The following is a 17994-nucleotide window of genomic DNA, read 5'->3' as shown; positions in this document are numbered from 1 at the left end:
GGGGGGGCCCGGGGGGGGGGGGTTGGCCCCCCGGGGGGGGGGGGGCCCCCCCCCCCCACCCCCAACGCTTCCGCCTGCTCCGGCTCTGCTGCGGGCGCTTCCTCCACCGCCTTCGGCAACAGCTGCGTGAGCTGCTCCATCAGCTGCGCAAAGCGCTGCTGCCCCGGCTGCAGCGCGTCGACGCGGTCGAGGATCTCGTGCGCTTCGGCGTCCAGGTCGGGATCGTAGCCGCGCTGCTGCATGTGCGAGATCAGGATCTGCACCGCGTTGAACAGGATGCGCACGTTGTTCGGCAGCGCCTTGCGCGCATTGCGCATCCACTCCACCGCTTCCGGCAGCTTGCCGGTCTTCCACAGCAGCACGCCCTGGTTCATCAGGTCGACCGCTTCCTTGCGCGAAGCGCGGATCAGGATCTCGCCTTCCTCGCCCATGCGCGCCTTGTCGAAGATCTTCTGCACTTCGTCCAGCAGCAGGGTGTTGTCGTGGTTGTTGCGGACCACGTAGCACAGCAGCTCGGCCGGCGCGTCCTTGACCCCGACCGCGAACAGCAGGGTCGCCATCTCGAGGCAGGTGGCGGTGTCGGGCCGCCCGGGATCGTTCTTCAACAGTTCTTCCAGCTCGTCGCCCGCCTTGCGCGCGCGGCGGTAGTCGCCGCTCTCGTGGTAGACCAGGCCTTCGGTGATCTTGGTGCGCAGCTGCATGTCCTCGTGCTCGGCGCCGAATTCGCGCTGTGCCATGAGCAGCAGCTGCAGCGCCTCCTTCGGGTCGTTCTTCAGGCCGCACACGCGCGCCAGGCCCAGGTAGGCGTCCGGCGTCTTGAGGATCGAGTACTCGCCGATCGCGAGGCACTTGCGGAAGGCCTTCTCGGCCAGCGGCACGTTCCCCAGGCGCAGGCAGGCCTGGCCCAGCTTGCGCTGGCGCGGCACCGAGTTCGGCGACAGCTTGGCCGCGCGCTCCAGGATGGCGGCCGCCTCCTCGTACATACCCAGGCCCTGGTAGCAGGTGGCCAGCTGGTCGTAGGCGTCGATGTAGTAGCGGTTCTCGGCGATCACGGTCTGAAACATCTGGCGCGCCTGCTCGAATTCGCCGTCGGCCAGGCGGATCTTGGCCAGGCCGGCGCGCGCCCACTGGTATTCGCGCTGGGCCAGCACACGCTCGTAGGCCTCGCGCGCCTTGCCCGGCTCGCCGCTCTTTTCCATCAGGCGCGCCTTCATGCGCAGCAGGTCGATCTCGTGCACGCGGCTGACGGCGATCTGCTCGTCGCACAGGCGCGCCGCGCGCAGGTAGTCCTTCTCGGCATAGGCCTGGTCGATCATGTGGAACACCTGCTTCTTGCGCCACACGCGGTTCAGGCGCGTGAGCAGCACGCCCTCGGTGATCGGCTTGACCAGGTAGGCGTCCGGCTGGTGCTCGGCCGCGCCCATCACCGACTCCACGCTCTTTTCGGCCGAGACCATCAGGAAGACGCTCGAGGGCAGCAGCAGGTTGCGGATGCGGACTTCCTCCAGCACCTGCTGGCCGTTCTTGCCGTCGCCCAGGTTGTAGTCGCACAGCACCACGTCGTAGCGCAGCTTGTTCAGCAGCCCCATCGCCTCGCCGCCGCTGGAGGCCTGGTCGATATTCCTGGCGCCCAGGCTGCGCAGGCTTTCGCGCAGCAGCTGGCGTACGCCGACGAAGTCGTCGACCACGAGGTAGTTCTTGCCGGCCCAGTCGACCTGGTCCATGGCCACGGTGGCCGCGCCGGCGGAGCTGAGGATCGCGCTCATGGCAGCCTCAGGACGAAGCAGCCGCCTTCCAGCCGGCCGCCGTTCTCGAGGGCGACCGTGCCGTGGCGCTCGCGGTGGCGGTGCATCTTCGCCACCTCGCCCGAGAAGTACAGGCCCAGGCCCGCGCTGTTGGTCAGGAAGTTCACGCCGCCCGCGCCGGCGGCGTGCGCCGGGGCGCCGGCCTCCAGCAGGGCTTTCGGGAAGCCCGCGCCATTGTCCTCGACGCGGATCTCGAGCATGCCGTCGACCTCGCGCGCCGCCAGGCGGATGCGGTCGCGCGTGTAGTGCACGGCGTTGTTGATGGCGTGCGAAACCACGCCGACGATCAGGTCCTCGTCGAAATGCCAGATCAGCTGCGGGTCGACGTCGAGCTCGAGCGCGATGCCGCGCGATTCCAGCAGCACGCGCTCCAGCGCCACCACCTGCTCGACCAGCTGCCCGATCTCGAGCGGCTGGACGTCGAAGGGATACTCCGGCTTGCCGACCCGTTTATACAGGGCCAGCAGCTGCATCAGGTTGTCGTTGAGGCGGCGCGTCTGGTACAGCATCTGCGCCATCTGCGGGTAGGCCTTCTCGGTATCGGGCGAGGCGGCGTCGAGCAGGCGCTCGAGCGTGCCCGACAGCACGCTGATCGAATTCTTCATGTCGTGCGCGGTGGACGCGAGGAACATGAAGAGCTCGTTCGAATGTTGTGATTCTTCCATCCCTACAACCCGAGAAAAGTTACCAGCAATCAATTATACCCGCGCAAAGTTGACAATTCCGCGTCCAGCATGACGATATTGCGGCAAAGCAACAAATTATGACAATTGAATATTGATTACTCGTCAACAGCACGCGGCAGGCGGCTGGTGCGGCGCGAGCGCAGCACGAAACGGGCCGGATCGAGGGCGTCGACCAGGGCCATTTCCAGGGGGAGCGGCTCGCCTTCGAGCTGGGCCGCGAGCAGTTCCGCCGCCAGCGGCGCCCAGATCAGGCCGCGCGAGGCATAGCCCAGCAAGGCGTGCAGGCCGGGATGGCGCGGCACGTCGCGCAGGCGCTCGGTGCCGCCTGCGGCGGCGAAGTCGGGCAGGCGGCCGATCAGCGGCAGCCGGTCCGGCGCGACGCAGCGGAAACCCACGCGGCCGGCCAGCGGCGCGTCCAGCGCCGCACCCGGGTAGGACACCAGGGCGCGCATGCGCGCCAGGTTCTCGTCCTGGCTGCTTATGCGCAGCTGCGGATCGGCGTCGAGGTCGTAGGTCGCGCCGGCGCATACCACGCCGTTTGCGGCCGGGGTCAGGTAGGCCTCGCGGCACAGCACGACCGGCAGCGCCGGCGCCTGGCCGGCGTCGAGATGGGTCACCTGCCCGCGCAGCGCCGACAGCGGCAAGGCGGACGCCTGCGGCATGTTCAGCACGTCCGGGCCATTGGCCAGCACCAAGGTGGGGGCCTGCCCCAGCGCCGTTCCGTCCTCGCTGCGCGCGATCCATTCACCGTCCGCATGTTCGAGCCGCACGCTGCCGACGCCGAAGCGCCGTACCAGCCTGTCGCCGCAAGCCGCCAGCATCGCCTCGCACACGCTGCCGGGCCGCGCCCAGCCGCCCTGCGGGAACAGCCAGCCGCCATCCGGCGCCGGCAGCCCGAGCAGGCGCGCAGCCTCGGGCGGCTCCAGCCAGCGCGCGAAATCCGTCGGCAGCGCGCCCTCGGCCGCGATCGCGCGCGACACCGCCGCGTGCTCCGCATCGCGCGCCAATTGCAGCACGCCGCAGGCCTGGCCCTCGATGGCCTGGCCGATGCCGCCCAGCTGCTCCCACAGGCGCAGCGCGTACAGGTAGGCGGCGCGGGTCAGCCGCGTGGGGATGTTGTCGTCGCGCGAAAGCAGGGGCATGAAGATGCCGGCCAGGTTGCCCGAGGCCTCCATCGCCGGGCGCGGATGGCGCTCCAGCAGCGTCACCTGCCAGCCGCGCGCGCACAGGCGCTGGGCGGCGCTCGATCCGGCCAGCCCGGCGCCGATCACCAGCGCGCGCCGTTCCGGTGTCGGCGGCGCCGGCAGGCGCGGCTTGCGGCTGGAGAATATCGCCTCGTCGCCGTCGAAGGCGAAGCCCTGGGCCTGCAGCGCGGCGCGCTGCTCCTCGTCCAGGCCGGACGAGGACAGGCGCGCACCGAGGGCCATCAGCCGCGCCAAGGGTCGCGCAAAGGCCGCGCCGGGCAGGCCGGGATGGTGCAGGTAGATCGCATCGAGGCTGGCCGAGAGCTGACCCAGGGCCGTGTCGAGCGGCGCTGCCAGCAGGTCCAGGCTGAGGCCGGGCTCGTCCTGCGGAATGCGGTGAAATCCCGGCATCAGGCCCTCGGCCAGGGCAAGGACATGCAGCCGCGCGGGCCGCTCCGGATCGGCGCGCCAGGCCTCGCACAGCGCACGCACGGCGGCGCCGTCGCCATAGGCGGTAGCGAAAACCGTGTAGCGCTCGCGACCGCGCCAATGCGCCTGCAGGTTCACGTCAGCGCCTGCTCCGGCAAAAGCAATGCGGATCGTGGTCGTCCACCATGCCGATGCCCTGCATGTAGGCGTAGACGATGGTCGAGCCGACGAACTTGAAGCCGCGCTTGCCCAGGTCCTTCGAGATGCGGTCCGACAGCTCGGTGCGCGCCGGGCGCTGGCCGTCGGCGAAGTCGTTCACGATCGGCTTGCCGTCCACGAAAGCCCACAGGTAGCTGTCGAGGGTGAGCCCCTGCTCGCGCATGGCCAGGTAGGCCCTGGCGTTGGTGATCGCCGCCGCCACCTTCAGGCGGTTGCGCACGATGCCGGGATTGGCCAGCAGCTCGGCCACCTTGGCCTCGTCGTAGGCAGCGATCTTGCGGGCGTCCCAGCCGTCGAATGCCGCGCGGTAGCTGTCGCGCTTGTTCAGGATGGTTTCCCAGGACAGGCCGGCCTGCGCGCCTTCGAGATTGAGCATCTCGAACAGCGTGGTCTCGTCGTGCAGGGGCACGCCCCACTCGTGGTCGTGGTAGGCGAGATAGCGGGGATTGGCCGGGTTGGCCCAGGAGCAGCGGATCGTGGTCATCGCGTCAGTATAAATCAGGCGGCCCTGGCCCCCTTCGCTTCCCCGGCCCGCAAGACCTGCTCGAGCCGTTCCACGCCGCGCCGGATGTCGCCCGGCCCGACGGCGGAAAAGCCCAGCACCAGGCCGGGCGCCACGGCGCACGCGGGAACGGCGGCGGCGTTGGCATAGTAGGAGAGCGGCCGCAGCTCGATGCCCGCGTCCAGCGCCGCCTGCGCGACCTGCGCTTCGTCCGGCAGGGTGCCGTCGCGCAGGGGCTTGAAATGGACGCACAGGTCCAGTCCCGCGTCCGAGGGTCCGCACAGAAGCCGGTCGCCGAGCCGCGCCTGGATGGCGTCGAGCAGCGCCTCGCGCCGCTCCGCGTAGGCGTCGCGGGTACGCCGGATGTGGCGCGCGAAATGCCCTTCCGCGATGAAGTCGGCCAGCGCCAGCTGCGGCACGATGGCGTTGTGGCGATCCAGGACCGCCTTGGCCCGGCCCAGCGCTTCGGCCAGCGCCGGCGGCGCCACCACGTAGCCGAGCCGCAGGCCGGGGAACAGGACCTTCGAGAAGGTGCCGACGTAGACGACGCAGCCGGCCCGGTCCAGGCCCTGCAGCGAAGCCAGCGGCGGCCCGGTGTAGCGGTATTCGCTGTCGTAGTCGTCCTCGATGATCCATGCCTGGTGGTCGACAGCCCAGCGCAACAGCTCCAGGCGGCGCGCCAGGCTCATGGTCACGCCCAGCGGCAGCTGGTGCGAGGGCGTGGCGAACACCATGCGCGCGTCCGGGTAATGGCGGCCCGCGTAGTCCACGTCCATGCCCTCGGCGTCCACCGGCACCGTGCACAGGCGCGCGCCGGCCACAGCCAGCGGCGCGCAGGCGCCCTGGTAGCCGGGCGATTCCACCCACACGCCGTCGCCCGGCGCCAGCAGCAGCTGGGCCAGCAGGAACAGCGCCTGCTGCGAACCCGAGGTGATGATGATCTGGCCGGGCGTGCACTCCACCCCGCGCGAGGCGCGCAGGTAGGCGCACAGCAGCTCGCGCAAGGGGCCGTGGCCGGACGGTTCGCTGTAGCCCAGGTGCGGCCCCGGGCGGCGCAGGTGGCGCATCTCGAGCTTGCGCCAGACATCGAAGGGGAACAGGTCCAGTCCCGGCATGCTGGGACGGAAGGCGCGCACCGGGCCGTCGTGGTAGCGCACCCTGGCCATGGCGGCGGCCAGGGCCGCGCCGCGTTCCGGCAGCGGGCGCAGCAGGCCTGGCCCCGGCTGCTCCTGGCGCGCCAGCGGCAGCGCCTCGTCCACGAAGGTGCCCTGCCCGACGACGCCGCGCAGGTAACCTTCGGCCGCCAGCTGCTCGTAGGCCGCCAGCACGGTCTGGCGCGACACGCCCAGCAGGCGGCACAGGTCGCGCGTGGCGGGCAGGCGTGCGCCCGGCGCCAGCGCGCCGCGCAGGATGGCGTCCTTGAGCCGGCCGTACAGCTGGCGGAACAGCGGGATGGCGCCGCCGCGCTCGAGCGGCGCGCTGGCGACGATGTCGTGGATATGCATGGGATGCGGAATGAATTGGCACGCCCATCTTCGCCGGAATTGGCACTTTGATCAAGCCAAATGGGGGCCTACCATAAACGGATTACCACACAGGAGGCTCGATGAAGTCCATGGAATTCAGCGCCCGGGTGACCTGGCAGCGCGCCGGCCAGCCCTTTCTCGACCAGCGCTACAGCCGCGTCCACGCCTGGTCGTTCGACGGCGGCGCGAGCGTGCCGGCCTCGTCCTCGCCATTGTCGGTGCCTGTGCCGATGTCGGACCCGGCCGCCGTCGACCCGGAAGAGGCGGTGGTCGCGGCGGCCTCGAGCTGCCACATGCTGTTCTTCCTGTCGATCGCGGCCAAACGCGGCCACGTGATCGACAGCTACGAGGACCAGGCCGCCGGACGGCTGGACAAGGATGCGGACGGCCGCGCCGCGCTGGTGCGCATCGCCCTGCGTCCGCGCATCGCTTTCGCCGGGCAGCAGCCCGATGCGGAAGAGATTGCACACATCCACCACCTGGCGCACGAGCAGTGCTATGTCGCCAATTCGCTGCGCTGCCCGGTCGTCGTGGAGGAAAGCTGATGTACATCGCCGCCCGCCACCGGCAAGACCGGATCGAGCCCATGCGCGACCTGATGGCCACCCATGCGCTCGGCATGCTGGTCACGCTCAATGAGGGATTGCCCGACGCCGACCACCTGCCCTTCGAGTTCGTCGAGGATGGCGAACATGGTGTGCAGGGGGTGCTGCGCGCCCACGTGGCGCGCGCCAATCCGGTCTGGCGCCGCGCGGGCCAGCAGGTGCTGGTCGCCTTCCGCGGCCCGGCCGGCTACGTGACGCCAGACCGCATCGAGAAGGTGGAACAGCAGGGCCGAGTGGTGCCCACCTGGGACTATCACGTGGTGCACGTGCACGGACGCCTGCGCGCGATCGAGGACCCGGCCTGGCTGCTGACCCAGGTGCGGCGCCAGACCGACCGCCAGGAAGCGGCCCGGACGCAGCCCTGGAGCGTGGACGACGCGCCGCGCGACTACATCGCGGGCATGCTCAAGGCCATCGTCGGCATCGAGATCGCGATCGAGCGGATCGAAGGGAAATGGAAGGGAAGCGCGCCGGGGGCGCGCTGACCGGACCCGCCGCGGGCCCGAGGGTGTGCGGCGGGATGGCGGGCTGGCGGATTACTTGTTGCCGCTGTCGGTCTTGCCGGTGGCGCCGGAGTGGCCGGTGGCGGTGCGGCCCTGGGTCGAGATCATGGCCTCGGCCGATTTCAGGTGCTGCTCGACGACCGGGGTCATCTTGGTGGCCAGGGCCTTGATATCCGGATCCTTGACGGCGCTCATGCTTTTCTTGAGCTTGTCGTGGGTGGCCTTGTGGTCGGCACGGCCCGACTGCTTGGTGTAGGCGCGATCGAAGGCGTCGCCGCTGAGTTTTTCCAGCATGGCGGCCTTGGCCTTGTGCTTGGCGTCCGGCTCGGTCGGCAGCGTCACGCCCTTGGACTGGGCCAGGGCCTGGACTTCGGTCTGGGCCTTGGTATGGTCGTCGATCATCTGCTGGGCGAAGGTCTTCACTTCCTGGTTCTGGCTCTTGCTCAGCGCCAGCTTCGCGGTCTCGATCTCGGCCAGGTTGGACAGCGCCATGTCGGTCAGGGCTTTCTTGTCGGCCTTGGTCAGCTTGGCCGCATCGGCGCCCTTGGCGCCGGCCGCGGCGGCGGTAGTGGCTGGCGCGGCGGCGCCGGACTGGGTAGTGGCGGTGCTCGAGCTGCCGACCTGGCCGCTGCGGTCTTCCATGCCCTGGCTGTTGGTGTTGCCCACGGTGCCGTCATTGGCGGCCTTGCCGGTCAGGTTCGGATTGCCCTGCGAACCGTGCTGGCTCATCTGCTGGGCGCTCTGGGCATTGCTCTGCGCCTGCACGCCGAAGGAACCAAGCATGGCTGCCACTGCCGATACCGCCAGCAGGCTTTTGAGGACCTGTTTCTTCTGCATGATCTTCTCCTGATGTAAGTGGTTGGGGGCTGGAACGCGGCTCGGGGCCGCGGGCCCGGTGTTGTTATGACAACGGCGCAGTGTAGCGCTGGGCCTTTTGGGGGAGCGCGCGGTAGCCTGGATGCAATGATGGGTTGTGGTGTGCGAACACAACTTGGATCCCGGCCTTCGCCGGGATGACGTTGGAAAGCGTGCGGGATGACTGCTGAGTGACTTCGACTACGTGCGTAAAAACGTCGTCCCGGCGAAGGCCGGGACCCAAGTTCGCCAGGCAGCCACCACCATAAAAAAAGCCAGTCCAACAGCACTGGCTTCCACCAACTACACAAAACGCTCAGCGAAACCGCAGCGCCGCCGTCAAATCCCCCGGCGGCCTCGCCCCGCGCGCCTCGAAGGCCGCGTTGCGCGCCGCCAGCCCCTCCAGCAGCGGCAAGCCATGCAAGCGCGTGATGAAGCGCAGGATCGAGGTCGTGTCATAGAAATTGTGATCCACCGCCCCGCGCTTGGCATGCGGCGACACCACGATCGCCGGCACGCGCGAACCCGGTCCCCAGCGGTCGCCCTTGGGCGGCGCCACGTGGTCCCACCAGCCGCCGTTCTCGTCGAAGGTGATCACCACCACCATGTTCTTCCACTGGGGCGACTTCTTCAGGTGTTCGATCACGTTGGCCACATGCTGGTCGCCCGACTCGACGTCCGAATAACCGGCGTGCAGGTTGAGGTTGCCCTGCGGCTTGTAGAAGGCGACGGCGGGCAGCGTACCCGCCACCACGTCGGCCAGGAAGCGGTTCGAGATCGGGCTGTCGCCCAGGCCGCCGTCGCGCAGGTGCCGCTCGCGCGCCTGGGTGCCCGGCGCGAACTGCTTGAAGTAATTGAAAGGCTGGTGATGGTGCTGGAAGTTCGGCTTCTGCCCTGCCCCGCGTCCGTCCAGCGCCGCCTGCTGCGCGCCGCCGTACCAGGCCCAGCTCACGCCGCGCTCCGACAGCAGGTCGCCGATGGTGCGGTAGGTCTGCGGCGGCAGCACCGACGGGTCCTGCGGGTCCGCGTGCAGCGGGTCGCCGCCCTGCGCCGGATGCACCCAGCTCGGCTGGTAAGGCGGGGCCATGGTGTTGACCGCATAGCCGTCCGGCGTGATCGGACCGGCGTGCACGTACTTCGGCTTGCCGTCCAGCGCCGACTTCGGCCCGTCCGGCGCCACCGCCAGGCGGTAGCCGGTGGGACCGTCTTCGAGCACGGCGATCTTCGACCTGGCCGGCGTCGATGCGGCGTTGAAGTATTCCGGCGTGCGGCCGCTGATCAGGAACTGGTGGTTCAGGTAGGAGCCGCCGAAGGCCGCCATGAAGAAGTTGTCGCACAGGGTGAACTCGCGCGCGATCTGCCACAGGCCCAGGTTCTTCGCGGTCTCGCCGTAATGGCCCATCACCATCGCGCCGGCATCCGACCAGGCCGCGAAGCCGTCGTTGCGGCCGCCGTTGATCTGCATCTGGTTCTGGTAGAACTGGTGCACCAGGTCGCGCGTGACGATGCTCTCGGGCAGGGGCTTGCCCTCGGCGTCGGTCAGCCTGAAGGGCGCGTTCGGCAGCTTCGCCAGCTGGTCTTCCTTGATCAGGTATTCCTTGCCGCCGATGTCCTGGCGTCCCGGCACCATGCCGCCCCAGATCTTCGGCAGGCTGGGCAGCACCGAGCCGTCGCGGTCGCGCTGCGCGCTCGCCTCCGGCGGCACGGCAGACAAGGGCGAGGCCAGGCCGGGGAAATCGGCGAACAGGTTGTTGAAGCTGCGGTTCTCCAGGTAGATCACGACCACGTTCTTGACCTGCTGCTTCAGCTTGCCGTCGAGCGAACCCTTGGCGGTGGCCGCAGGGGCGGCAGCCGGCGCGGAGGCGGCCTGCGCCATGCCTGGCAGGGCCGAGCCCAGGCCGACGGCGGTGGCCGCCTGGAAGATGCGCCTGCGCGCGGGATTGTCCGGCTGGGCGGCGGGATCCTGGCCGCCCGGCTCCGTTTTGTGCTCGTTCATTGTTTCTCCTGTTGCCGCGGCCTCGGCGGGCCGCCAAGCAGCGATTATCCGCGTACTTTACAGAAGGAAACAAGGAGAAAGGGATGGGCCGTCAAACGCCTGTCACATTTCGACGGCACACTACGACAGCTCCTAGGGAAGGGCAAATGGCGGCGCGAGCCGCCCTACCGGCGCCGGCGGTCGGGAAATATACCGGCACCAATTTCTACGGATGAAGACTCATCCGTACAAGGGGATCAGGATATCGTAGGCATTGTCGGGCCGCGCACCGTCGTGCAAGGTCGGCGTGTAGCGCCGGTCGTAGCGCTCGAGACGGAAACCATCCGGATCCTGCACCATGCCCAGCTGCTCGATGGCGGCGAAACCGGTGACATAGGTGGCCTGGACGCGCGCCATCGGACCGCGGTGGGTCAGCATCGCGTAGCGGCGCGCCGGAATGCGGATGCCGATCATGCCCGGCGGCAGGTTGTTCAAATCCGGGACCTCGACGGCGACGCACTCGACGCGCACGCCGCCCTCCTCCTGCAGACTCACGCCATAGCGCAGTCCGTTGGTATCGCCCAGTTCACGCTCGCGTTCGAGGAAGGTCTTCCAGACTTCCGGCATGTCCGTTTCCAGCACCGAGGACGGACCTGCAAAAGGCAGGCCGGCGAGCTTCATTTCAGGTAGTGTGACGGTTGAGATGTGCATGATATCGGCTATGCAAAAGGACCCAGGAATTATAGCCTTATCTCTTCGACAATCTTGTCATGCGCGCAATCGTGCGCGCAAACTGTCGCGATAATGGCGCAAAAACCCGGGAATGCCGGCCAAAGTCTTTCCGATAGAAATTGAAGCATTCGGGATGGAAAAGATTTCCGCGCGCAGTCCAGCCCCTGTTTTGTGCAGTTCGTCGCAAACCGGCCCCGGCCCGCAAGGGGCTCCCTACAATGGCCTCATCAACCAAACGGAGACAGCCATGAAACGTGTAGTGATCGCCGCCCTTCTTTCCCTCGCTTCCTTGTCGGCAGCCGCCGGCGAACAGGCGCGCAGCGCCGCTCCCTTCAAGGCGATCGACGTGCGCGGCCCGGTCAGCCTGGTGGTCGAAGTGGGCAAGAACTATTCGGTGCGCGTGCAGGGCGACCAGAAATACATCGACCGCGTGACGACCGAGGTCGTGAACGGCGAGCTGCGCCTGGGCTTCAAGGAAAAATCGAACATCCAGATCAGCGACGACGACCGCGTCATCGTGACGATGCCCGAGATCGCCAGCTTCCGCGGCGAAGGCGCCGGCCTGATCAAGCTGAACAACGTGAAGGGCGAGCGCTTCGACGTCAACTACCGCGGCGCCGGCAGCCTGCAGATGAACGGCGAAGTGCGCTCGCTGCGCGTGCAGGCCCAGGGCGTCGGCGAGGTCAACGCCCGCAACCTGGTGGCCCAGGACGCCGACGTCAGCTTCGAAGGCATCGGCTCGGTCGAGGTGCACGCCAAGAACCGCCTGAACGCCAGCGTCCAGGGCATGGGCAACCTCACCTACTACGGCAACCCGCGCGTGCTGAACAAGGTGGTGGCCGGCATCGGCAGCGTGGTCGCCGCCAAATAGGCGTCATTCGTTGACCAGTTCCAGCAGCACCCCGGCGTGGCAGGGCCCGTCGAGCGGGCACCAGCAGGCCAGGTGATGGCCGCGTAGCGCGGTCTTCGCTTCGGCCAGCAGGGCCTGGCCCGCCGGATCCTCGGTCACCCAGCGGCGGTAGGCGGCCACCGCCTCCGCCACGCTCGGCATCGCGACATAGCGCTTGCTGCCGCGCGAATCCACCGGCGTACCGGGCGGCAGGTCCGGCATCACCGAGAACGGATTGCCCCACTTGCCGGGACGCGCCACCGAGATCGTGTTCTCGGGCATGCGCCATCCCTTCTTCCTGCTCAGCTGCACCCGGTGCGGTTTCATGCCTTGATTTTCTCCTCGTCTTCTTTAGCCCAGGCGCAGCGCGAGCGCGCCCAGCGTCACCAGCAAAATGGGTAGCGTGAGCACCAAGCCCACACGGAAATAATACCCCCAGGAGATGGCGATCCCCTTGCTCGACAGGACGTGCAGCCACAGCAGGGTCGCCAGGCTGCCGATCGGCGTGATCTTGGGACCGAGGTCGCTGCCGATCACGTTCGCGTAGATCATCGCCTCGCGCACCGCGCCTTGCGCCGTACTGGCGTCGATCGCCAGCGCGCCGACCAGCACCGTGGGCATGTTGTTCATGACCGAGGACAGGAGCGCCGTGATGAAGCCTGTCCCCAGGGCCGCGCCCCATACGCCGTAGGCGGCGCAGCGCTCCAGCAAGGCGGTCAGGTAGCCGAGCAGGCCGGCGTTGCGCAAGCCGTAGACCACCAGGTACATCCCCAGCGAGAACACCACCACCTGCCACGGCGCGCCGCGCAGCACCGCGCGCGTCGAGATCCGGTGACCGCGCGCCGCCACCGCCAGCAGCAGGGCGGCGCCGAGGGCGGCGACGGCGCTGATCGGAACGCCGATCTCGTCCAGCCAGAAAAAGCCGGCCAGCAGCATCGCCAGCACCCACCAGCCGGTGACGAAGGTGGCGCGGTCATGGATCGCCTCATCCGGCCGCCTGAGCTGCGCCAGGTCGTAGTCCGCCGGAATGTCCTTCCTGAAGAAGCACAACAAGGCCGCCAGGGTCGCCGCCACCGACACCAGGTTGACCGGGGCCATCACCGCCGCATAGCGCGCGAAGCCGATGCCGAAATAGTCGCTCGAGACGATATTGACCAGGTTCGAGACCACCAGCGGCAGGCTGGCCGTATCCGCGATGAAGCCCGCCGCCATCACGAAGGCCAGTGTCGCCCGCGGAGAAAAGCGCAGGGCCGCCAGCATGGCGACCACGATGGGCGTCAGGATCAGGGCCGCGCCGTCGTTGGCGAACAGCGCCGCCACGACGGCGCCCAGCAGCACCAGCAGCACGAACAGGCGCCGGCCCTGGCCGCGGCCCCAGCGCGCCACGTGCAGCGCAGCCCATTCGAAGAAGCCGGCCTTGTCGAGCAGCAGGCTGATCATGATGACGGCGATGAAGGCGCCGGTGGCGTTCCACACGATGCCCCAGACGACCGGGATGTCGCCGGGCTGGATCACGCCGGCCAGCAGCGCGGCGATGGCGCCGGCGGCCGCGCTCCAGCCGATGCCCAGGCCGCGCGGCTGCCAGATGACCAGGATGAGGGTGGCGATGAAAATCAGGACTGCAACGATCACGGGCGGCATCCTTCGGGCGGCAGCAGCGCGCCGATCGTGTCGAGCTCCGCCTTGAAGCGCGCGCGGTCCCGGACCAGTTCGGCCAGCGCCAGCGCCAGGAAGGCTTCGATGCGCGCGCGCAGGATGGCGTAGGCGCGCTCGAAGGCCTCGGTGATTTCCTCCTCGGTGCCGACCACGTGGCTGGGATCCTCGACACCCCAGTGGGTGCGCAGCACCGGGCCGAGATAGGCCGGGCAGGTCTCTCCCGCCGCGCTGGCGCACACGGTGACCACGATGTCCGGCGTCACGGGCAGGCCGTCCCAGGACTTGCTGTAATAACCCTCGGTCGGGATGCCCTTGGCGGCCAGGAGTGCCAGCGCGCGTTCGTTCAGGCGGCCGGTGGGCTGGCTGCCGGCGCTGATCGCCTTCCAGCCCATGGGCGCAAGGTGGTTGAAGACGGCTTCACTGATGAGGGAGCGACAGGAGTTGCCGGTGCATAGAAACAAGACGTTCATTCGGCGGCGCAGCAGGTGGTCGCGACCGGCGAGCAGGGATTGCCGCCGCAGCAGTTCTCGGTCAGGAAGCCCAGCAGCGCCGACATGGTGTCGAAGCGGGCGGCGTAGATGATGAAGCGCCCGTCCTGGCGCGGCGCGACCAGGCCTGCGTGAGTGAGCTCCTTCAGATGGAAGGACAGCGACGAGGAAGGGATCTGCAGCGCCTCGGCGATGCGGCTGGCGGACAGGCCCTCCGGCCCGGCCTGGACCAGCAGGCGGAAGGCGGCCAGCCGCGATTCCTGGGCAAGGGCGGCAAGCGCCGCGATGGCGTTATTCGTTTCCATAGGCATGAACTGACATTTCGAGAAGTGTGGAATTATAAAGAGGGCCGACAACATTTCCAATATTGTCGAAATAATTTGACAGGATGATGACAAACTGATTATTCTTTATTCGCCGAATGACGAATAAGTGCGCTGCGAGCCTAATCCGGCATTTTTATCAACTACATATTCGCTATTCGACGAATAACTAACCCAACGCCTTGAAGGAGTCCGCCATGTCCCACGATGACCTTTCTTCCCTCCCCGTCGCCGTCCTTGGCGCCGGCCCGGTCGGCCTTGCCGCCGCCGCCCACCTGCTCGAGCGCGGCTTGGCGCCCCTGATCCTGGAAGCCGGCAGCGGTATCGGCGCCAACCTCGCGACCTGCCGCCACGTGCGCCTGTTCTCGCCCTGGCGCTACAACATGGACCAGGCCGCGTTGCGCCTGTTGAAGGCGCACGGATGGGAGGGACCCGAATTGGATGCCTTGCCGACCGCGGGCGAACTGCTGGACGGCTACCTGGCGCCGCTCGCGGCCTTGCCCGCCATCGCGGACCGGCTGCGCCTGGCCCACCGCGTGACGGCCATCAGCCGCGCCGGCATCGACAAGGTCAGGACCCGCGGCCGCGACGCGGCGCCTTTCCTGGTCCGCGCCGCCACGCCGGAGGGCGTGCGCGAATTCCTGGCGCAAGCCGTGATCGACGCCACCGGCACCTGGGCCACGCCCAATCCGCTGGGCGCGAACGGCCTGCCGGCCCTGGGCGAAGACGGGCTAGCGGCGCACATCGCGACCGGCATGCCGGACGTGCTGGGCACCGAGCGCCAGCGCTATCTCGGCAAGCGCGTGCTGGTGGCGGGCGCGGGGCACTCGGCCGCCGGCACCCTGCTGGCGCTGGCGGAACTGATGGAGAGCTGCCCCGACATGCGCCTGGTATGGGCCACGCGCGGCGGCAACCTGGCGCGCGTATTCGGCGGCGGCGAAGCAGACGGCCTGCCGGCGCGCGGCCAGCTGGGCCTGCGCCTGCAGCAGTTGCGCGACTCAGGCCGTCTCGAGATGCGCGAGAACTTCCTCATCCAGTCGCTGCGCCGCCATGCGGGCGGCATCGACGTGCACGGCCATGATGCCGTGATCGAAGGCGTGGACGAGATCGTGTGCGCCACCGGCGCCCGCCCCGACCTGTCGCTCACGCGCGAGCTGCGCGTACGCCATGACCCCTGGCTGGAAAGCACCGATGCGCTGGCGCCGCTGATCGATCCGAACGAGCATAGCTGCGGCAGCGTGCGCCCGCACGGCCACCGCGAGCTGGCGCATCCGGAGGCCGGCTACTACGCGGTGGGCGCCAAGAGCTATGGCCGCGCGCCCAACTTCCTGCTCGCCACCGGCTACGAGCAGGTGCGTTCGGTGGCGGCCGCCCTGGCCGGCGACCTGGCCCAGGCCGACGACGTCCAGCTCGTATTGCCCGAAACCGGCGTCTGCAACACCCGCAGGGTGGTCCAGCAGGCGGCGCCGTCCTGCTGTACAGTGAAGGCTGCGGACGCAACCTGCTGCTGAGCGACCGTACCATCACCAGGAGAAGCACCTTGTCGCCCGCCCGCAGAACCATCGGTATCCTCGCCTTCACGCAAATCGCATCGTGGGGGGCGCTGTACTATGCGTTCGCCGTGCTGGCGCCCGATATCCAGCGCGATCTTGGCATGGGCAAGGAAGCCGCCTTCGCGGCCTTTTCCTGGAGCCTGCTGGTGGCCGGCGTGGCCGCCACCCCGGTGGGCGCGCTGGTCGACCGCCACGGCGGGCAAGGCGTGATGGCGCTCGGCTCGGTCGTGTGCGCCATCGGCCTGGCCTGGCTGTCGCGCTGCACCACGCTCGCGTCCTACTGGGGCGCCTGGACCGTCATCGGCCTGGCCATGTCCCTGACCCTGTACGAGGCGGCCTTCGCCACCATCAACCGCAAGCTCGACGCCGGCGCGCCGCGCGGGATCTCGACCCTGACCCTGTTCGCCGGCTTCGCCAGCACCATCTTCTGGCCGCTGACGCTGGCCCTTTCCTCGCGCCTCGGCTGGCGCGACACCTATCTGGCCTATGCCGGCCTGCAGCTGGCCGCCTGCCTGCCGCTGCACCTCTGGCTCGGGCGCGACGCGCCGCGTCCTCCGCTAGCCGCGCATGCGCCGCGCGACAGCCATACCCTGGGAGAAGCGGTGCGCCACCCGGCCTTCTGGAAGCTGGCGCTGGCCTTCTCGGCCAACGTCTTTATCTTCTCGGCCCTGGCGATCCACCTGATCCCGTTGCTGCAGTCGCTCGGCCACGCGGCCGGCGCCGCCGTGCTGCTGGCGGCGCTGGTCGGCCCGATGCAGGTGGCCGGCCGCATCGGCGAACGCGTGCTTGGACGCGAGGCCGCGCCGCAGGTGGTGGGCCGCTTCGTGTTCTCGACCCTGCCCGGCGGATTGCTGGCGCTGGCCCTGGCGGGCACGCAGGCCTGGGGCGTGGTGCTGTTCTGCATGCTGTACGGGATGAGCAACGGCGTGCTGACCATCATCCGCGGCACCCTGCCGCGCGCCCTGTTCGGCGCGCGCAACTACGGCGCCATCGCGGGTGCGATGGCGGTGCCTTCGCTGCTGTCGAAGGCCGTGGGACCGCTGGTGGGGGCCGCGCTGCTGACCGGCTCCGGCGGGCCGCTGATGCTGCCGCTGGTGCTGACCGGCTGCGCCATGGCCTCACTGCTGCTCTACCTGTCAGCGATCCGCGCGCCGGCGGCGGCGCTGGAGCTTGACGCGGCGCGTCCTGCTTCCTATCCTGCCTGCACATCACCAGACCGGAAACATCCATGACCAGTTCCTGCTGCGCCCCCCAGGCGACGGACGCGCCGTCCGCCGCCATCGACGCCGAGGACCTCGCGGCCCTGTGCAAGGCGATCGGCCACCCCGCCCGGCTCCAGCTGCTGCGCCACCTGATCGCCCACGGCGACTGCTATTTCGGCAGCCTGGCCGACGTGCTGCCGCTGGCGGCGTCGACCATTTCGAAGCACGTCTCGATCCTCAAGGAGACCGGCCTGATCGAAGGCTCGTCCGACGTGCAGCGCGTGTGCTACTGCGTCAACCCGGCGCGCCTGGGCCAACTCAAGGCCATGATCGGCGCGCTCTAGCCAATCTTCCGGTCAATCCTGCAGCTTCAGTTCCCAGTAGCCGACGTCGACCCAGCGCCCGAACTTGCGTCCCACCTCGCTGAAGTGGGCCACCTTCCGGAACCCCAGCTTCTCGTGCAGCGCCACGCTGGGCGCGTTCGGCTGGGCGATCCCGCCGATCACCATGTGCACCTCGCGCGTGCGCAAGTCCTCGAGCAGCGCGCGGTACAGCAGGCCGCCCACGCCGCGCCCGCAGGCCTGGCGGTCGAGGTAGACCGTGCTTTCCACCGAGGTCCGGTAGGCCGGACGGGCGCGCCACCTGGTGGCGTAGGCATAGCCCAGCAGGCGCTCGCCGTCGATCGCCGCCATCCACGGCAGTCCGGCCGCCTGGACGTCGGCGATGCGCCGCGCCATCTCGTCCGCCGTCACCGGCTGCTCCTCGAAGCTGATCGTGGTGGTGGCGATGTAGGGGTTGTAGATGGCGCAGATGGCGGCTGCGTCGTCGGTCGTGGCGGGGCGGATCGCAATGGCGGACATGT

At 68.8% G+C, this 17994-nt stretch carries 19 protein-coding genes; 6 read left to right on the top strand and 13 right to left on the bottom strand.

The window, feature by feature from the left end; translation table 11 throughout:
- The 5 genes from KBW98_RS16770 to KBW98_RS16750 all read right to left on the bottom strand — a co-directional run.
- Positions 1–1766: tetratricopeptide repeat-containing response regulator (locus tag KBW98_RS16770; RefSeq protein WP_211521297.1), on the bottom strand; the 1766-nt coding region annotated here is incomplete at its 3' end.
- Complete coding sequence (locus tag KBW98_RS16765) at positions 1763–2470, bottom strand: sensor histidine kinase KdpD (RefSeq protein ID WP_211521296.1); 708 nt, start codon at positions 2468–2470, stop codon at positions 1763–1765. The genes KBW98_RS16765 and KBW98_RS16770, both read right to left, overlap by 4 nt.
- A gap of 116 nt (positions 2471–2586) precedes the next feature.
- The gene (gene mnmC / locus KBW98_RS16760) at positions 2587–4242 is read right to left on the bottom strand and encodes an FAD-dependent 5-carboxymethylaminomethyl-2-thiouridine(34) oxidoreductase MnmC (RefSeq protein WP_211521295.1); all 1656 of its coding nucleotides are present in this window, start codon (positions 4240–4242) and stop codon (positions 2587–2589) included.
- 1 nt (position 4243) lies between these two features.
- Positions 4244–4807 (bottom strand): DNA-3-methyladenine glycosylase I, encoded by a 564-nt coding sequence (locus tag KBW98_RS16755; RefSeq protein WP_211521294.1) that lies wholly within the window; start codon positions 4805–4807, stop codon positions 4244–4246.
- Between the two features lie 14 nt (positions 4808–4821).
- Positions 4822–6330, bottom strand: a complete 1509-nt coding sequence (locus tag KBW98_RS16750) for a PLP-dependent aminotransferase family protein (RefSeq protein ID WP_211521293.1) — start codon at positions 6328–6330, stop codon at positions 4822–4824.
- A 110-nt stretch (positions 6331–6440) separates the two neighbouring features.
- Between KBW98_RS16750 and KBW98_RS16745 the strand changes: the two genes are divergently transcribed.
- Both KBW98_RS16745 and KBW98_RS16740 read left to right on the top strand, forming a co-directional pair.
- Positions 6441–6896: an OsmC family protein gene (locus KBW98_RS16745; RefSeq protein WP_211521301.1), complete on the top strand. Its 456-nt coding sequence runs from the start codon at positions 6441–6443 to the stop codon at positions 6894–6896.
- On the top strand, positions 6896–7441 hold the full coding sequence (locus tag KBW98_RS16740; protein ID WP_211521292.1) for an FMN-binding negative transcriptional regulator: 546 nt from the start codon (positions 6896–6898) through the stop codon (positions 7439–7441). Before KBW98_RS16745 ends, KBW98_RS16740 begins: the two co-directional genes overlap by 1 nt.
- A gap of 51 nt (positions 7442–7492) precedes the next feature.
- Here KBW98_RS16740 and KBW98_RS16735 read toward each other — a convergent pair whose 3' ends face one another.
- The 3 genes from KBW98_RS16735 to KBW98_RS16725 all read right to left on the bottom strand — a co-directional run bounded on the left by KBW98_RS16735 (position 7493) and on the right by KBW98_RS16725 (position 11000).
- Positions 7493–8296, bottom strand: coding sequence for a DUF4142 domain-containing protein (locus tag KBW98_RS16735; protein ID WP_211521291.1), 804 nt, complete (start codon positions 8294–8296; stop codon positions 7493–7495).
- Positions 8297–8630: 334 nt separating this feature from the next.
- A complete protein-coding gene (locus KBW98_RS16730; RefSeq protein ID WP_211521290.1) occupies positions 8631–10310 on the bottom strand; it encodes an acid phosphatase in 1680 nt (559 codons plus the stop codon).
- A gap of 219 nt (positions 10311–10529) precedes the next feature.
- Positions 10530–11000, bottom strand: a complete 471-nt coding sequence (locus KBW98_RS16725; RefSeq protein ID WP_211521289.1) for a GyrI-like domain-containing protein — start codon at positions 10998–11000, stop codon at positions 10530–10532.
- A 268-nt stretch (positions 11001–11268) separates the two neighbouring features.
- Between KBW98_RS16725 and KBW98_RS16720 the strand changes: the two genes are divergently transcribed.
- Positions 11269–11892 (top strand): head GIN domain-containing protein, encoded by a 624-nt coding sequence (locus KBW98_RS16720; RefSeq protein WP_211521288.1) that lies wholly within the window; start codon positions 11269–11271, stop codon positions 11890–11892.
- A 3-nt stretch (positions 11893–11895) separates the two neighbouring features.
- Here KBW98_RS16720 and KBW98_RS16715 read toward each other — a convergent pair whose 3' ends face one another.
- The 4 genes from KBW98_RS16715 to KBW98_RS16700 are packed head-to-tail and all read right to left on the bottom strand — an operon-like array spanning position 11896 to position 14359.
- A complete protein-coding gene (locus KBW98_RS16715) occupies positions 11896–12237 on the bottom strand; it encodes a DUF4326 domain-containing protein (RefSeq protein ID WP_211521287.1) in 342 nt (113 codons plus the stop codon).
- A gap of 24 nt (positions 12238–12261) precedes the next feature.
- The gene (locus KBW98_RS16710) at positions 12262–13542 is read right to left on the bottom strand and encodes an arsenic transporter (RefSeq protein WP_211521286.1); all 1281 of its coding nucleotides are present in this window, start codon (positions 13540–13542) and stop codon (positions 12262–12264) included.
- Positions 13539–14036 (bottom strand): arsenate reductase ArsC, encoded by a 498-nt coding sequence (locus tag KBW98_RS16705; protein WP_211521285.1) that lies wholly within the window; start codon positions 14034–14036, stop codon positions 13539–13541. The genes KBW98_RS16710 and KBW98_RS16705 overlap by 4 nt, the downstream gene beginning before the upstream one ends.
- Entirely contained in the window at positions 14033–14359 is a 327-nt protein-coding gene (locus tag KBW98_RS16700; protein ID WP_211521300.1) for a helix-turn-helix transcriptional regulator, read from the bottom strand. The genes KBW98_RS16705 and KBW98_RS16700 overlap by 4 nt, the downstream gene beginning before the upstream one ends.
- 215 nt (positions 14360–14574) lie before the next feature.
- On the opposite strand from KBW98_RS16700, the gene KBW98_RS16695 reads away from it, so the two are divergent.
- From KBW98_RS16695 to KBW98_RS16685, 3 genes are read left to right on the top strand one after another with little or no spacing between them, the layout of a single operon-like run.
- Complete coding sequence (locus KBW98_RS16695) at positions 14575–15888, top strand: NAD(P)-binding protein (RefSeq protein ID WP_211521284.1); 1314 nt, start codon at positions 14575–14577, stop codon at positions 15886–15888.
- A gap of 29 nt (positions 15889–15917) precedes the next feature.
- Positions 15918–17162 carry an MFS transporter gene (locus tag KBW98_RS16690; protein WP_211521283.1) on the top strand — a complete coding sequence of 415 codons (1245 nt, stop codon included), beginning with the start codon at positions 15918–15920 and terminating at the stop codon, positions 17160–17162.
- Complete coding sequence (locus KBW98_RS16685) at positions 17159–17476, top strand: helix-turn-helix transcriptional regulator (protein WP_211521282.1); 318 nt, start codon at positions 17159–17161, stop codon at positions 17474–17476. Before KBW98_RS16690 ends, KBW98_RS16685 begins: the two co-directional genes overlap by 4 nt.
- Before the next feature lie 12 nt (positions 17477–17488).
- On the opposite strand, the gene KBW98_RS16680 is transcribed toward KBW98_RS16685, so the two are convergent.
- Positions 17489–17992, bottom strand: a complete 504-nt coding sequence (locus tag KBW98_RS16680) for an arsinothricin resistance N-acetyltransferase ArsN1 family B (protein ID WP_211521281.1) — start codon at positions 17990–17992, stop codon at positions 17489–17491.
- Positions 17993–17994: the final 2 nt, after the last annotated feature.

The organism is Massilia sp. ST3, from assembly GCF_018119405.1.
In the GTDB taxonomy this organism is placed as follows: Bacteria; Pseudomonadota; Gammaproteobacteria; order Burkholderiales; family Burkholderiaceae_D; genus Telluria.
The sequence above is the reverse complement of the archived record's forward strand: the minus strand, read 5'-3'. Positions and strand labels throughout refer to the sequence as shown.